General features: G+C 59.3%; 15 protein-coding genes. 14 read left to right on the forward strand and 1 reads right to left on the reverse strand.

What is annotated here, in order from left to right:
* Positions 1–91 precede the first annotated feature (91 nt).
* The 9 genes from eat to fic all read left to right on the forward strand — a co-directional run bounded on the left by eat (position 92) and on the right by fic (position 9,369).
* The gene (eat, locus tag HYE77_RS14640; RefSeq protein ID WP_008436523.1) at positions 92–1,540 is read left to right on the forward strand and encodes an ethanolamine permease; all 1,449 of its coding nucleotides are present in this window, start codon (positions 92–94) and stop codon (positions 1,538–1,540) included.
* A gap of 64 nt (positions 1,541–1,604) precedes the next feature.
* On the forward strand, positions 1,605–2,999 hold the full coding sequence (locus HYE77_RS14645) for an ethanolamine ammonia-lyase subunit EutB (protein ID WP_177068918.1): 1,395 nt from the start codon (positions 1,605–1,607) through the stop codon (positions 2,997–2,999).
* A complete protein-coding gene (gene eutC / locus HYE77_RS14650) occupies positions 2,996–3,844 on the forward strand; it encodes an ethanolamine ammonia-lyase subunit EutC (protein ID WP_177068919.1) in 849 nt (282 codons plus the stop codon). The genes HYE77_RS14645 and eutC overlap by 4 nt, the downstream gene beginning before the upstream one ends.
* A gap of 92 nt (positions 3,845–3,936) precedes the next feature.
* Positions 3,937–4,395: an N-acetyltransferase gene (locus tag HYE77_RS14655; protein WP_003219389.1), complete on the forward strand. Its 459-nt coding sequence runs from the start codon at positions 3,937–3,939 to the stop codon at positions 4,393–4,395.
* A 240-nt stretch (positions 4,396–4,635) separates the two neighbouring features.
* On the forward strand, positions 4,636–5,292 hold the full coding sequence (locus HYE77_RS14660; RefSeq protein WP_008436520.1) for a DedA family protein: 657 nt from the start codon (positions 4,636–4,638) through the stop codon (positions 5,290–5,292).
* Between the two features lie 6 nt (positions 5,293–5,298).
* The gene (locus tag HYE77_RS14665) at positions 5,299–6,129 is read left to right on the forward strand and encodes a zinc-dependent peptidase (protein WP_003219385.1); all 831 of its coding nucleotides are present in this window, start codon (positions 5,299–5,301) and stop codon (positions 6,127–6,129) included.
* A gap of 93 nt (positions 6,130–6,222) precedes the next feature.
* On the forward strand, positions 6,223–6,750 hold the full coding sequence (ppa, locus tag HYE77_RS14670; RefSeq protein ID WP_003219382.1) for an inorganic diphosphatase: 528 nt from the start codon (positions 6,223–6,225) through the stop codon (positions 6,748–6,750).
* Between the two features lie 214 nt (positions 6,751–6,964).
* Positions 6,965–7,741, forward strand: coding sequence for an XRE family transcriptional regulator (locus HYE77_RS14675; RefSeq protein WP_177021485.1), 777 nt, complete (start codon positions 6,965–6,967; stop codon positions 7,739–7,741).
* A 506-nt stretch (positions 7,742–8,247) separates the two neighbouring features.
* A complete protein-coding gene (gene fic / locus HYE77_RS14680; protein WP_177068920.1) occupies positions 8,248–9,369 on the forward strand; it encodes a protein adenylyltransferase Fic in 1,122 nt (373 codons plus the stop codon).
* Between the two features lie 123 nt (positions 9,370–9,492).
* Here fic and HYE77_RS14685 read toward each other — a convergent pair whose 3' ends face one another.
* Positions 9,493–9,804 carry a DUF6124 family protein gene (locus tag HYE77_RS14685; protein ID WP_003219377.1) on the reverse strand — a complete coding sequence of 104 codons (312 nt, stop codon included), beginning with the start codon at positions 9,802–9,804 and terminating at the stop codon, positions 9,493–9,495.
* Between the two features lie 403 nt (positions 9,805–10,207).
* Between HYE77_RS14685 and HYE77_RS14690 the strand changes: the two genes are divergently transcribed.
* From HYE77_RS14690 to ispA, 5 genes are all read left to right on the forward strand, one after another.
* Positions 10,208–10,852 carry an NAD(P)H-dependent oxidoreductase gene (locus HYE77_RS14690; RefSeq protein WP_177068921.1) on the forward strand — a complete coding sequence of 215 codons (645 nt, stop codon included), beginning with the start codon at positions 10,208–10,210 and terminating at the stop codon, positions 10,850–10,852.
* Positions 10,791–11,183: a MerR family transcriptional regulator gene (locus tag HYE77_RS14695; RefSeq protein WP_177068922.1), complete on the forward strand. Its 393-nt coding sequence runs from the start codon at positions 10,791–10,793 to the stop codon at positions 11,181–11,183. The genes HYE77_RS14690 and HYE77_RS14695 overlap by 62 nt, the downstream gene beginning before the upstream one ends.
* A gap of 416 nt (positions 11,184–11,599) precedes the next feature.
* Positions 11,600–12,739: a Fic family protein gene (locus tag HYE77_RS14700; RefSeq protein ID WP_177068923.1), complete on the forward strand. Its 1,140-nt coding sequence runs from the start codon at positions 11,600–11,602 to the stop codon at positions 12,737–12,739.
* 88 nt (positions 12,740–12,827) lie between these two features.
* Entirely contained in the window at positions 12,828–13,070 is a 243-nt protein-coding gene (locus HYE77_RS14705; protein ID WP_003209964.1) for an exodeoxyribonuclease VII small subunit, read from the forward strand.
* Positions 13,067–13,954, forward strand: coding sequence for a (2E,6E)-farnesyl diphosphate synthase (gene ispA / locus HYE77_RS14710; protein WP_008436503.1), 888 nt, complete (start codon positions 13,067–13,069; stop codon positions 13,952–13,954). The genes HYE77_RS14705 and ispA overlap by 4 nt, the downstream gene beginning before the upstream one ends.
* Positions 13,955–13,967 lie beyond the last annotated feature (13 nt).

A 13,967-nucleotide genomic window follows, 5' to 3' on the forward strand; every position in this document is an offset into this window, starting at 1 on the left:
CCCGCTCCCACACTTGATCTTCACAAGACCTTGCTACTCATTCGGCTTACTTAAGTAAGCCGGGATAAAACAATAAGAAAGGGATTCCATCATGCCCAGCGAACCGAATGGCGCTCCGGCGTCCGGGTCTTCCGTCGACTTTGAAAAGGTCGGCACCGAATACTTCCAACAACGGGAACTGAAAAAAGGCGCTGCCGGCTGGGTACTATTAGTCGGTCTCGGGGTTGCCTACGTCATCTCCGGCGACTACGCCGGCTGGAACTTCGGCCTCGCCCAGGGTGGCTGGGGCGGTATGTTCCTCGCCACACTGCTGATGGCCACCATGTACCTGTGCATGTGTTTCTCCCTGGCCGAACTGTCTTCCATGATCCCTACCGCCGGCGGCGGCTACGGTTTTGCCCGCAGCGCGTTCGGCCCCTGGGGCGGGTTCCTCACCGGCACCGCGATCCTTATCGAATACGCCATCGCCCCCGCCGCCATCGCGGTGTTTATCGGCGCCTATTGCGAGTCGCTGTTCGGCATTGGCGGCTGGATGATCTACCTGGCGTTCTACATCATCTTTATCGGCATCCACATCTTCGGCGTGGGTGAAGCGCTGAAGCTGATGTTTGTGATTACCGCCGTCGCCGCGATTGCCCTGGGTGTGTTCCTGGTGTCGATGGTGCCGCACTTCAGTGTCGCCAACCTGCTGGACATCCCGGTGACCGAGGCCAAGGGCGCCAGCACTTTCCTGCCCTTCGGTTATGTCGGCGTGTGGGCGGCGATTCCCTATGCGATCTGGTTTTTCCTTGCGGTCGAAGGCGTGCCCCTGGCCGCCGAAGAAACCAAGAACCCCAAACGCGACCTGCCCCGCGGCCTGATCGGCGCCATTGTGGTGCTGACCAGCTTCGCCCTGCTGATTTTGGTGATCGCCCCCGGCGGTGCTGGCGCCTACGCGCTGATGGCATCGGGCAATCCCCTGGTGGAAGCCTTGTCCAAAGCCTACGGCGGCTCCACGTGGATGGGCCACTTCGTCAATCTGGTGGGCCTGGCCGGGCTGATCGCGAGCTTCTTCTCGATCATCTACGCCTACTCCCGGCAGATCTTCGCCCTCTCCCGCGCCGGATACCTGCCGCGCAAGCTGTCGCAGACCAACAAAAGCAAGGCACCGGTACTGGCCCTGGTGATCCCCGGCATCATCGGGTTCGGCCTGTCGCTGACCGGCCAAGGCGATTTGCTGATCCTGGTCGCCGTATTCGGCGCGACCATTTCCTACGTGCTGATGATGGCCGCGCACATCACCTTGCGCATCCGCCGCCCCAAAATGGACCGCCCTTACCGTACTCCGGGCGGCATCTTCACCTCGGGCGTCGCCCTGGTACTGGCCTGCATCGCTGTTGTGGCGGGCTTTCTGGTGGATCCGCGCGTGGTGATTGGCGCCGCGATCATCTATGGAGTATTAATTGCTTACTTTGCTTTCTACAGTCGGCATCACTTGGTAGCAGGCACGCCGGAAGAAGAATTTGCGGCGATCCAGGCCGCAGAGGCCGCCTTGCACTAACTGCCATAAACCTCGACGCGGGCGCTTTACTCACATTCAGCCCGCGTCGACAAGGAGACTCTGTATGGCAAGCTTTTCCCACGCGGTCGGTGCATTGACCTACCGCTTCGACAGCCTCAAGGACGTGATGGCCAAGGCCAGCCCGGCCCGCTCCGGGGATTTTTTGGCGGGTGTTGCCGCCCAGAACGATGGCGAGCGGGTCGCGGCGCAAATGGCCCTGGCCAACATTCCGTTGAAGCACTTTCTCGAAGAAGTGTTGATCCCGTACGAAAGCGACGAAGTCACCCGGCTGATTATCGACACCCACGATAAACAGGCGTTTTCCGTGGTCAGCCACCTGACCGTCGGGGGCTTGCGAGATTGGCTGCTCAGCGACGCGGCCGACGAACAGAGCCTGCGCGCCCTGGCGCCCGGGCTGACACCGGAAATGGCCGCCGCCGTGTCGAAGATCATGCGCGTGCAGGATCTGGTACTGGTGGCGCAGAAAATCCGCGTCGTCACACAGTTCCGCGGCACGATGGGCCTGCGCGGGCGCCTGTCCACCCGCCTGCAGCCCAACCATCCCACCGATGAGCCGGCCGGTATCGCCGCGAGCATTCTTGACGGCCTGCTCTACGGCAACGGCGACGCCATGATCGGCATCAACCCGGCCACCGACAGCATCGCCTCGATCTGCGCGATGCTGGAAATGCTCGACGCGATCATCCAGCGTTATGAAATCCCGACCCAGGCCTGCGTGCTGACCCACGTCACCACCTCCATCGAAGCCATCAACCGTGGCTTGCCGCTGGACCTGGTGTTCCAGTCGATCGCCGGCACCGAGGCGGCCAATGCCAGTTTCGGCATCAGCCTGAGCGTGCTGCAGGAAGGCTACGATGCGGGCCTGAGCCTGAACCGCGGCACCCTCGGGCAAAACCTGATGTATTTCGAAACCGGCCAGGGCAGCGCCTTGTCGGCCAACGCACACTTTGGCGTCGACCAGCAAACCTGCGAAACCCGCGCCTATGCCGTTGCCCGGCATTTCAAGCCGTTTTTGGTGAACACGGTCGTAGGATTTATCGGCCCCGAGTACCTGTACAACGGCAAGCAGATCATCCGCGCCGGCCTCGAAGACCACTTCTGCGGCAAGCTGCTGGGCGTGCCCATGGGGTGCGACATCTGCTACACCAACCATGCCGAAGCCGACCAGGACGACATGGACACCCTGCTCACCCTGCTGGGCGTGGCCGGGATCAACTTCATCATGGGCATCCCGGGCTCCGACGACATCATGCTCAACTACCAGACCACTTCATTTCACGACGCGCTGTACGCCCGCCAAACATTGGGTTTAAAGCCGGCACCGGAGTTTGAACAGTGGCTGGCGAAAATGGGCATCTTCACGCAAGCCGACGGCAAGGTGCACTTCGGCAACAGCCTGCCACCGGCATTCCGCCACGCCTTGGCGCAACTGGGATGAAGAAGGAACCGCCCGTGCACATCGACACCCCGAAAAACAACGTGGACAACCCGTGGCTTGAGCTGCGGCGCCTGACCCCGGCGCGGATTGCCCTGGGCCGCACCGGCACCAGCATGCCTACCGGCGCTCAGCTGGATTTCCAGTTCGCCCATGCCCAGGCCCGCGACGCGGTACACCTGCCGTTTGATCATGCAGGACTCAGCAGCCAATTGGCGGAGCGCGGCCGCGACAGCCTGTTGCTGCACAGCGCCGCCGTCGACCGCCACAGCTACTTGCAACGCCCGGACCTTGGGCGCCGCCTCAGTGATGAATCCGTCCAGGCCCTGCGGGACTATGCCGAAGCCAACCCCGGCGGCGTGGACCTGGCGGTGGTGGTGGCCGACGGCTTATCGGCCCTGGCGGTGCATAAACATACGTTGCCGTTTCTTACACGCATGGAGGAACAAACCCACGCTGAAGGCTGGTCGCTGTCACCGGTGATTCTGGTGGAGCAGGGCCGTGTCGCCGTCGCGGATGAAGTCGGCCAGTTGCTCGGGGCAAAAATGGTGGTGATCCTGATCGGCGAGCGGCCGGGGCTCAGCTCGCCGGACAGCCTGGGGCTGTATTTCACCTACAACCCCAAAGTCGGCCTCACTGACGCCTACCGCAACTGCATCTCCAATGTGCGCCTGGAAGGCTTGAGCTACGGCATGGCCGCTCACCGCCTGCTTTACTTGATGCGGGAGGCCTGTCGCCGGCAGTTGTCGGGGGTCAACCTCAAGGATGAAGCGCAGGTACAAACTCTCGAGTCGGATGATCCCGACCTGATGAAAGGAAACTTCCTGCTCAGCCCACCGAAGGACTGATCCCTGCACGATTGCGCTTTTTCTCTGCTTTAGGCAGCATCGAGACACGGCCGCTTGTGTGGTCATACCCCATTTGGAAGTTGAGGCCTGGCATGCGGATTACTCAAGCGACCCTGGAACACCTGGACCTGTTGACCCCGCTTTTCGTCAAATACCGCGAGTTTTACGGCGCGCTGCCGTTTCCTGATTCGAGCCGCGCCTTCCTGGAAAAACGCCTGCGCCGCAAGGAGTCCGTGATCTACCTGGCGCTGGCCGACGATGACGACAAGAAACTGCTCGGTTTCTGCCAGCTGTATCCAAGCTTTTCATCGTTGTCCCTCAAGCGGGTGTGGATCCTCAACGACATCTACGTCGCCGAAGACGCACGCCGGCAGTTGGTGGCCGACAACCTGATGCGTACCGCGAAGAAGATGGCCAAGGAAACTCAAGCCGTGCGCCTGCGTGTGTCCACCAGCAGTGACAACCAGGTGGCGCAGAAAACCTATGAGTCCATCGGTTTTCGGGAAGACACCGAGTTCAAGAACTACGTGCTTGCGATCAGCGATGACTGACAACTATTAACCAAACCTCATACATCTGTTGTGGGAGCCCCCTCCCACACTGACGCTGTGTCTACAATCAGATCGAAGTCGCGACATTCCCCGCTACAAAACCAGCACGCTTTTCACAACTCTATCCGTATAATGCGGACCTTTCAGGGTCGTAAGAATTACGCCACAACCTTGTAGCCCTTATTACCCGAAGCCTCCGCACAGGCCCGCTGAGCCAGGCCATTCACACAGGTGCCCTCCATGGATTTCAACCCGCTCGACCTTATCCTGCATCTCGACGTGTACCTCGACATGCTGGTGAGAAACTACGGAGTGTGGATCTACGCCATTCTGTTCCTGGTTATCTTTTGCGAAACCGGCCTGGTGGTCATGCCGTTTCTGCCGGGTGATTCCTTACTGTTCATCGCCGGCGCTGTTGCAGCGGGCGGCGGCATGGACCCGATATTGCTGGGCGGCCTGCTTATGCTCGCGGCCATCCTGGGTGACAGTACCAACTACGTGATCGGACGAACGGCCGGGGAACGCTTGTTCAGCAACCCCAACTCGAAGATCTTCCGCCGCGACTACCTGCAAAAAACCCACGACTTCTACGACAAGCACGGCGGCAAAACCGTGACCCTGGCGCGCTTCCTGCCGATCCTGCGCACGTTTGCGCCGTTCGTCGCCGGTATCGCGAAAATGCCTTACCCGCGCTTCTTCGGTTTCAGCGTGTTCGGCACCGTCCTCTGGGTCGGCGGCCTGGTAACCCTGGGCTACTTCTTCGGCAACGTGCCGTTCATCAAGAAAAACCTGTCGCTGCTGGTGGTGTTCATCATCCTGCTGTCGCTGGTACCGATGATCATCGGTGTGTTCCGCAGCCGCTTTGGCCGCAATTCCACCGAAGCCAAGCCGCAGTAACCTGCGATGTGGTCCCTCAGCGCCTGGCGTCGCCGGCGCCTGCTGGCCAAGCACCCGATTGCCGATGAAACGTGGCAGCGGGTGCGCCATCACCTGACGTTCCTCGACGGCATCACTGCCGAGCAAGACCAGTGGCTGCGGGAAGCCTGCGTGGTGTTCCTCGCCGAAAAACACCTCACCGCCCTGCCCGGCGTCGAACTGCACCAGGAACAGCGCCTGCTGCTCGCCGCCCAGGCACAGCTGCCGCTGATGAACCTTGGCGACCTCGACTGGTACCAGGGCTTCCACGAGATCGTGCTGTACCCCGACGACTTCCTCAGCCCGCAGCGCCATCGCGACGCCAGCGGCGTGGAGCACGAGTGGGACGGCGAGCACAGCGGCGAAGCCTGGCAACAGGGCCCGGTGATCCTTGCGTGGCCCGGCGTACTGGCCAGCGGCAACTGGGAAGGCTACAACCTGGTCATTCACGAACTGGCCCACAAGCTGGACATGCTCAACGGCGACGCCAACGGCCTGCCACCCCTGCACCACGACATGCGCGTGCAGGAATGGGCCAGCGTCATGCAAAGCGCCTTCGACGACCTCAACCGCCAGCTCGACCGCAACCCAGACGCAGAGACTGCCATCGACCCCTACGCCGCGGAAAACCCGGCCGAGTTCTTTGCCGTCACCAGCGAATATTTCTTCAGTGCCCCGGATTTACTGGTCAGCAGTTATCCACAGGTGTACGAGCAACTGAGCCACTTCTACCGTCAGGATCCCCTGGCGCGCCTGCACCAACTGCAGGCCGGCGACGTGCGGTATCAGACGGAACGCCAAGCGCCCTACGACGTCTGACGCATGGCATCGGCGTCAGAATATGCCTATAATCGCCGCCACTTTTAGGCCAATCCGGCCATGTTCCATGGCCAACTACGGGGGCAACGCCCAATGAGCTACAGCAAGATTCCGGCTGGCAAAGACCTGCCGAACGACATCTACGTCGCCATCGAGATTCCGGCCAACCACGCGCCGATCAAATACGAAATCGACAAAGACAGCGACTGCCTGTTCGTTGACCGTTTCATGGCCACCCCGATGTTCTACCCGGCCAACTACGGTTTCATCCCCAACACCCTGGCAGACGACGGTGACCCCCTCGACGTGCTGGTCGTGACCCCTTACCCGGTTACCCCAGGCTCGGTTATCCGCGCCCGCCCGGTCGGCATCCTGAACATGACTGACGACGGCGGCGGCGATGCCAAAGTTATCGCAGTACCACACGACAAGCTGTCCCAGCTGTATGTCGACGTGAAGGAATACACCGATCTGCCGCCACTGCTGCTGGAACAGATCAAACACTTCTTCGAGAACTACAAAGACCTCGAAAAAGGCAAATGGGTGAAGATCGATGGTTGGGGCAATGCAGACGCCGCCCGCGCCGAGATCCTGAAGTCGGTCGCTGCCTACAAAGGCTGATACCGCTATTCGCTCTGAAAAAGCCCCGATTAATCGGGGCTTTTTTTGTGGGAAAAACATAAACATCCGGCTACTTTAATAAACATATTTACAGCAATTGTTTAACTAGCTTAATCAACTAGCAGAATAGTCCTGCGATAAGGAAACACCTACATACAGCAACTCAACGCATGGTTTATTTGATCTGATTTTACGGCCAGTAAACTCTGCGTTTATGAATACATCAGGTGATCGCTTAAGAGCGCTATTACGGGAAGTTCATCTTTCCGCTTCCGACTTCGCCAAGAACCGCGATGTTACGCCTCAACACGTAAACAACTGGTTCAAACGCGGCGTCCCCATGGGCCGGCTCAACGAGTTCGCAGAATTGTTGTGCGTCACCAGCCGTTGGCTGCGCACAGGCGAAGGCCCCAAACATCCACCCGCCAACTACCTGCTGGAAGGATCCGATGCAGACACCTCCCACCGTATCGCCCGCGAGACCAGCGGCAACTACATCACCCACCCGGTCTCGGGCCCGGTAAAAATCGACGTGGAGATCCCCCTCCACCCCACCTTCACCTCGACCGAAAGCATCCGCCTCTCCCTGCACACCCTTGAAGCCATCGGTGTAAGCCCGGAGCGGGCACTCGGGGCCTACATGGTCGGCAACAGCATGATCGACATCATCCAGGACGGAAGCACCCTTGCCATCGACTGTGGTCGCAAACAGATCATCGATGGCGAAATCTACGCGGTAGAGCACGACGGAATGCTGCGGATCAAATACCTCTACAACCGTCCAGGAGGTGGCCTGCGGATGCGCAGCCACAACAGCGCCGAGCATCCGGACGAGTTTTTGACCTATGAGCAGCGGCATGAGCAGAACTTTGAGATTCTGGGTTGGGTGTTCTGGTGGGCGACACTGAATAACCGCCGCCCGCCGGTGCCGCTGGATGAGCATTTATTGGGCTACGAAGGCTCTAAATCGGATCCGGAGCTGGGAAATTGAGGCGAATGTGGGTATTATCCGCCGCACATTTGGCAGGGGGTTGGCGTGAAGCCGGTCCGCCCTGCCTGGCGATGCGGAGGAGTTCCCGCTGATGCCCCTTATCATCTGGGTGCGAGCCTGGGTGAACGATTTGAAGGCTGGTGAGGTTTACCAAAAATAAGCTGAACCAGTCCCCGAGAAGCCGGCCACAAGCCGGCTTTTTAATGCCTGGAAGAAATGCGCTACACCTGCCAGGCATCGAGCTATTTGAGAACGCGCCAACCGCTCCAAGGCACGCAAGCCGTCTTTTCCATCCTCAGGACATTCGCCTGATACGTCGCTAAAAGCCCGTTCCAAGAACACGTTTCGCATACCTGTCGTTACCAACGACATGACATCAAGACGTGTCGCAAAAATCAAAATATAGCGACACGTAGTGCACGCATGTTTACACTGACGCCACGAAAGGGCGCCCTGATGAGCCCCTCTTACCTTTAGACGGATAAGTCAAAGACCGAGCCCCATCCATGACCGCATCCCACCTTCCCTGGCAGGCTGACAAGCCCTACAACCAGCTTCCCACTTTGCCACCGGCAACTGTTCTGGAAACCCATGCAGTGCTCAAACGCTGCATTGAGGCCCGCACAGCCCTGGCCGAATTGAAGCAAGCGGCTGAGCTGATCCCTAACCAGACAATGCTGATCAACACCATTCCATTGCTGGAGGCCAAGGACAGCTCAGAGATCGAAAGTATCGTCACCACCACGGATTTGCTCTTTCAGCATGCTCAGGATGGGGATAGCCACGCAGACCCAGCGACCAAGGAAGCACTGCGCTACCGCAAAGCCCTGCAGAAAGGTTATCAATCGTTGGCCGACCGCCCACTCTCCACCGGTACTGCAGTCGAAATCTGCCGCACGCTTAAAGGCGTGAACATGGATATACGCCGGGTGCCAGGAGTCCAGCTAGCCAACGACCGAACCGGCGAGATCATCTATACCCCACCGGAAGGCGAAGATCGCTTACGTGACATGCTCGCCAACTGGGAGCGCTTCCTGCACAACGAGACCGACCTGGATCCATTAGTACGTATGGCGGTTAGTCACTATCAATTCGAAGCCATTCACCCATTCGCCGACGGCAATGGCCGTACCGGGCGAGTGCTCAACACCCTGTACCTGATCCAGGAAGGCCTGCTGAATCTACCGATTCTCTACCTTAGCCGTTACATCATTGCCCATAGAGCCGATTACTACCGCCTGTTGCTTGATGTCACTCGCAAACAAGCCTGGGAGCCTTGGCTGCTGTACATGCTCAGCGCTGTGGAAGAAACAGCACGCTGGACTTGTGCAAAAATTGCCGCTATTCGCAGCCTGTCCGAGCACACCACCCAGTTTGTTCGTGAGCAGTTGCCGAAAACCTATTCCCGCGAGCTGGTAGACGTCATTTTCGAACAGCCCTACTGCCGCATCAGCAACGTCGTCGACAAACAGATTGCCCAGCGTCAAGCAGCCTCCCGTTACCTCAAAGAACTAGTCGCCATCGGCGTTCTGCAAGAGGTTCAGGTTGGCAAGGAAAAGCTCTTCATCCATCCCAAGCTGATGCAGTTACTCACTCGCGACAACAACGACTTCAAGCCGTACGCCTGAGGGGAGAGCTTTACTCGATGACAATCGTCTGCCGGGATCTGCGCCCCTGAGCCGTGATGATTAGCATTTGGTCAGTAGGTTGCTGACCAAATGCATCGTTACCTCAGTGTCGGCTTAGGATCCTCACCTCGGCTGCAAACAGTCCAGCGCTCGATCCACCACCACCTTCGACATTTCCACCAAATGCATCACCGCCCGCTGTGCGCCATTCAGCGGCTCGGTCGACGCCTGGGCGGTTGCCACGGCGCAATGCAATAACTCGGCAGCATGGGCCAGGGCATCTTCGAAACTCAGTTCGTCATCGACGGTAAACGGGTTGGGTGAAGGCTGCGCGTCCGGCGCTTTGAGGTAGTGATCGATCACTCGACGCGAGGCATCAGTGTCGCGGAGTAAGGCTTTATGGAATGCGGGTGGATCGGGGGTAACTTTGACCATGGTAGAACTCCTAGCAGTGAGTTAAACCACTAACCTCTCGCGACTAAACGATCAGAAGGTGGCAGCTGTACGCAGGTTAGTCGACCGGCCGCTAGGCACCGGCGCACCCGAAGGTGCCCTGCGCACAGCCACCATAAAGTGCAGGCGATAAATACCTGGCTTTGAGATGGCGCTGTACGCCTAGCGTTGTCCGGGCGACTAAACCCGATCACTGAATATGCAGTGACGGAACGCAGACTAGTCGCGGGATTTTGCTGGCGCAAGCGCTTGGAATTCTCTAGGAAACGTCCTGCAAATGAAAGGGATCAGTCTTCCTGGCCATTCCCAATCACCGCCTCTTCTTGACTCTCCCCCTAAGGTCACACCTCACCCTGAACCCCCAACTTTCAGGATCCCCACCACCATGAGCCAACGCATCCTGGTCATCCTCGGCCACCCTTCCCGCACCAGCTTCTGCTCTGCCCTCACCGACACCTACATCACCTCGGCCAAAACCGCCGGTCACGAAGTGCGCGTCCTGCGCCTCGGCGACCTGACTTTCGATCCCATCCTGCACAACGGCTACAACCAAACCCAACCCCTGGAACCCGACCTGCTCAACGCCCAATCCGACATCCTGTGGGCCAATCACCTGACGTTTGTCTTCCCCATCTGGTGGGGTGGCATCCCGGCTTTGATGAAGGGCTTTATCGACCGAATTCTCCTGTCTGGTTTCGCCTTCAAATACCGCAAAGGCAAAGCCTTCCCCGACAAACTCCTGAAGGGCCGAACTGCGCATTTGCTGGTGACCCTGGACACGCCAGCGTGGTATTACAGGTGGTTCTACCGCATGCCCGCGCTGCATCAGATGCGCAAGACAACACTGGCGTTTTGTGGCATTCAGCCGATCAAGACGTTGCTGTTCGGGCCGGTGTTGGGCTCTACGCCAGCACAGCGGGAACAGTGGCTGAAACAGGCCGGCGCACTCTTTGGGAAAAGGACTTTTCATGTACATCGGCAAAGCCGCGCAACTGTCGGGCACAACCATCAAAGCGATTCGTCACTATGAAGCCATCGGCCTGTTGCCGCCGCCGCAGCGGGAAGGTCGTTATCGATTTTACTCCACGCAAAGTGTCGAACTGCTGACGTTCATCAAGTGCGCCCAGCAGTTGGGTTTCAAGCTCAAGGAGTTGCAGGTGATTCTGGTCGGGCATCCTGGTGATGGGTTGCCCTGGGAGCTGGCGGACAAGGCAATCACCAACAAAAAGCAGGAACTGATGAAGCAAATCGAAGCGCTGCAGAAGATGCACGGGGGATTGGTCGAATTTGAGGCCAGTCTCAAGGACGCTCAGGGTCAATGCAACGCACCACCGAAAACGCCACGGCCGTCAATGAGCTGAACCGCTGTTTTACGTAGTACCGGGCAGCGGCTCGGAACAGAAAAAGCTTCGCAAGTAATGGAGTGGTTTCCGGCCGCACTGGGAAAGGTCCACTTCGAGCGCGATTGGCAATGGCGTGCTGGCGGGAAGTTGGACCGCGATTACCGGCGTGTGGGACGCCATCAAGCAAGCGCAGGAGATCTTCAAGGACGCCGGCAAGCTGTTTGAAAGCCTGGGGGCGACAGCCAGCGAATCGATGGAGCTGGCGAGTACTGCGCCAAAGGTTATGGAACAGGCGATCCTGCTGGCCAGTGATGAGGCGGCGCTGTACCTGATGTGCGCATCTGGCTGGACAGTGAGCCGAATAGCTCACACAATCGGCTCACCAAATGAGCCGAATAAGCCTTCTATTCGGCTCACATACCGAGCATGCCTCTATGGATCACCCGAACTGGATCTGGCAACAACCGGACTGGCCGCACTTTCACTGGCAACCAGAGCGCCTTGCAGCGTTGTTGCGAGAGTGCACGCAGGCGCAAGGAAAGTTGCTGGGCATGCTCGGTTCGGTCAGCCAGGCCCAGAGCTCAGAGAATGAACTGGATGCGTTGCTGCAAAACATTCTGACCTCCTCGGCAATCGAGGGTGAGCAACTGAATGTGGGTTCCGTACGTTCCTCTTTGGCCCGACGCCTGGGCCTGGAGCAATTGCAAGACGGCTCAGTGAGCCGACGCAGTGAGGGTCTGGCTGACTTGATGCTGGACGCCACGCAACAGTTTGCTCAACCGTTTACCCTCACCCGTCTATTCAAATGGCATCGATGGTTGTTTCCCGCCGAGGAAGCCCGCTTTTCCACCCACGGCTTGAACGTAGGCGCGTTAAGGGGGGATGAGCCTATGCAGGTTGTATCGGGACGACTGGACCGACCCACTGTGAATTTCGAGGCCCCACCCCGCCAAGGACTGGAGCAGTCGCTGGACGATTTCATCGAATGGTTTGAAGCCAGTCGCCATCATGCGGCCCTTGACCCATTGCTGCGCGCAGGCCTGGCGCATTTCTGGTTCGTCACCCTGCATCCCTTCGATGATGGTAATGGTCGTCTGACGCGGGCGATTACCGACCTCGCGCTTGCCCAGGCAGAGCATCAAGCGATCCGCTTCTACGCGATGTCGGCGAGCATCCTTGAAGACCGGGCGGGCTATTACCGTGCACTGGAAACCAGTCAAAAGGCCACGCTGGATATCACCGATTGGCTTGAGTGGTTCCTGCAAACGCTGCTTCGTAGCTTGCAGCAGGCCATGGTGCGGATTGACCGGGTGCTGGGCAAAACCCGCTTCTGGCAGCAGCATCGGGACCACGCACTCAGCGCCGAACAGACCAAAGTCTTGAATCGCCTGCTCGACGGTGGCGAAAAGGGCTTTGAGCACGGGATCAGCGCCGCCCAGTATCAGGCAGTGGCCAAAGTGTCCAAGGCCACGGCGACCCGACATCTGGCCGATCTTCTGGAAAAAAACTGCCTGGTTCGGCTACCCGGCGGCGGCCGCAGCACCCGCTATCAAATCAACACTCAAGGCGATTGATTTTCAAGGCAAATCCCCCCACTCATTTGCCCCAATCCCCCATGTCTGCTAGTGTCGCGCCGGTTTACCGTCTACCGGAATAGCCGCCATGGCCCGCAAAAAAGTTGCACTCGATTTCGAACAATCCCTCGCCGACCTGCAAACCCTGGTCGAGCGTATGGAGAACGGCGAGTTGTCGCTGGAAGACTCGTTGACCGCATTCGAGCAAGGCATCGGTCTGACCCGCGACTGCCAGAGCGCCCTGGCGCAGGCGGAGCAGAAGGTCCAGGTGTTGCTGGAACGCGATGGGGAGTTGGCCGAAGAACCTTTCGATGCGGAACAGCCTGAATGATCGACGCTTATCAGGCCGGCAGCCAGGCCCGGGTCAATGCTGCGCTGGATCCGCTGTTTGTCGCGCCCAGCCCTGAGCTGAACCGCCTGTATGAGGCCATGCGCTACAGCGTGATGAACGGTGGCAAGCGCGTTCGCCCGTTGCTCGCCTATGCGGCCTGTGAAGCCCTCGGCGCCCAGGCGGAGGAAGCCAACGGCGCCGCCTGTGCGGTGGAGTTGATCCACGCTTACTCCCTGGTACACGACGATTTGCCGGCGATGGACGACGACGATCTGCGTCGCGGCCAACCCACTACCCATAAAGCCTTTGATGAAGCCTGCGCGATTCTCGCCGGTGACGGCCTGCAAAGCCTGGCGTTCAGCGCCCTGCTGGACCCGCGCCTGAGCAGCGTCAACGCCGAGATCCGTCTGCGCATGGTTACCGCGCTGGCGCTGGCCGCAGGGCCTGCCGGCATGGTCGGCGGCCAGGCGATTGACCTGGGCTCGGTCGGTTTGAAGCTCGATCAACAAGCCCTGGAATACATGCACCGCCACAAGACCGGCGCTCTGATCGAGGCCGCCGTGCACCTCGGCGCCCTGGCCAGTGGCCGTGCCGAAGCTGCGCAACTGGCGGCGCTGCAAACCTACGCGCGGGCCATCGGCCTGGCGTTCCAGGTGCAGGACGATATTCTCGACGTTGAAAGCGATACCGCGACCCTCGGCAAGCGCCAGGGTGCTGATATCGCACGGGACAAGCCGACTTATCCTTCGCTTCTCGGGCTGGAAGCCGCCAAGGCGTACGCCCTGGAGCTGCGGGACCAGGCCCTGGATGCCCTGCGACCTTTCGACGCGGCTGCCGAGCCACTGCGTGACCTGGCGCGGTATATCGTCGAACGTCGCCACTGACAACAGCGGCCTT

This window comes from Pseudomonas sp. IPO3774, assembly GCF_013386835.1.
Classification (GTDB): Bacteria; Pseudomonadota; Gammaproteobacteria; order Pseudomonadales; family Pseudomonadaceae; genus Aquipseudomonas.

Bases quoted from the DNA above. Each gene is read 5' to 3' on its own strand.
- HYE77_RS14700 (WP_177068923.1), top strand. From the start codon at position 11,600: ATGGATCACCCGAACTGGATCTGGCAACAACCGGACTGGCCGCACTTT.
- eat (WP_008436523.1), top strand. From the start codon at position 92: ATGCCCAGCGAACCGAATGGCGCTCCGGCGTCCGGGTCTTCCGTCGAC.
- HYE77_RS14695 (WP_177068922.1), top strand. From the start codon at position 10,791: ATGTACATCGGCAAAGCCGCGCAACTGTCGGGCACAACCATCAAAGCG.
- HYE77_RS14690 (WP_177068921.1), top strand. From the start codon at position 10,208: ATGAGCCAACGCATCCTGGTCATCCTCGGCCACCCTTCCCGCACCAGC.
- eutC (WP_177068919.1), top strand. From the start codon at position 2,996: ATGAAGAAGGAACCGCCCGTGCACATCGACACCCCGAAAAACAACGTG.
- HYE77_RS14645 (WP_177068918.1), top strand. From the start codon at position 1,605: ATGGCAAGCTTTTCCCACGCGGTCGGTGCATTGACCTACCGCTTCGAC.
- ppa (WP_003219382.1), top strand. From the start codon at position 6,223: ATGAGCTACAGCAAGATTCCGGCTGGCAAAGACCTGCCGAACGACATC.
- HYE77_RS14660 (WP_008436520.1), top strand. From the start codon at position 4,636: ATGGATTTCAACCCGCTCGACCTTATCCTGCATCTCGACGTGTACCTC.
- HYE77_RS14685 (WP_003219377.1), bottom strand. From the start codon at position 9,804: ATGGTCAAAGTTACCCCCGATCCACCCGCATTCCATAAAGCCTTACTC.
- HYE77_RS14705 (WP_003209964.1), top strand. From the start codon at position 12,828: ATGGCCCGCAAAAAAGTTGCACTCGATTTCGAACAATCCCTCGCCGAC.
- HYE77_RS14665 (WP_003219385.1), top strand. From the start codon at position 5,299: ATGTGGTCCCTCAGCGCCTGGCGTCGCCGGCGCCTGCTGGCCAAGCAC.
- HYE77_RS14675 (WP_177021485.1), top strand. From the start codon at position 6,965: ATGAATACATCAGGTGATCGCTTAAGAGCGCTATTACGGGAAGTTCAT.
- HYE77_RS14655 (WP_003219389.1), top strand. From the start codon at position 3,937: ATGCGGATTACTCAAGCGACCCTGGAACACCTGGACCTGTTGACCCCG.
- ispA (WP_008436503.1), top strand. From the start codon at position 13,067: ATGATCGACGCTTATCAGGCCGGCAGCCAGGCCCGGGTCAATGCTGCG.
- fic (WP_177068920.1), top strand. From the start codon at position 8,248: ATGACCGCATCCCACCTTCCCTGGCAGGCTGACAAGCCCTACAACCAG.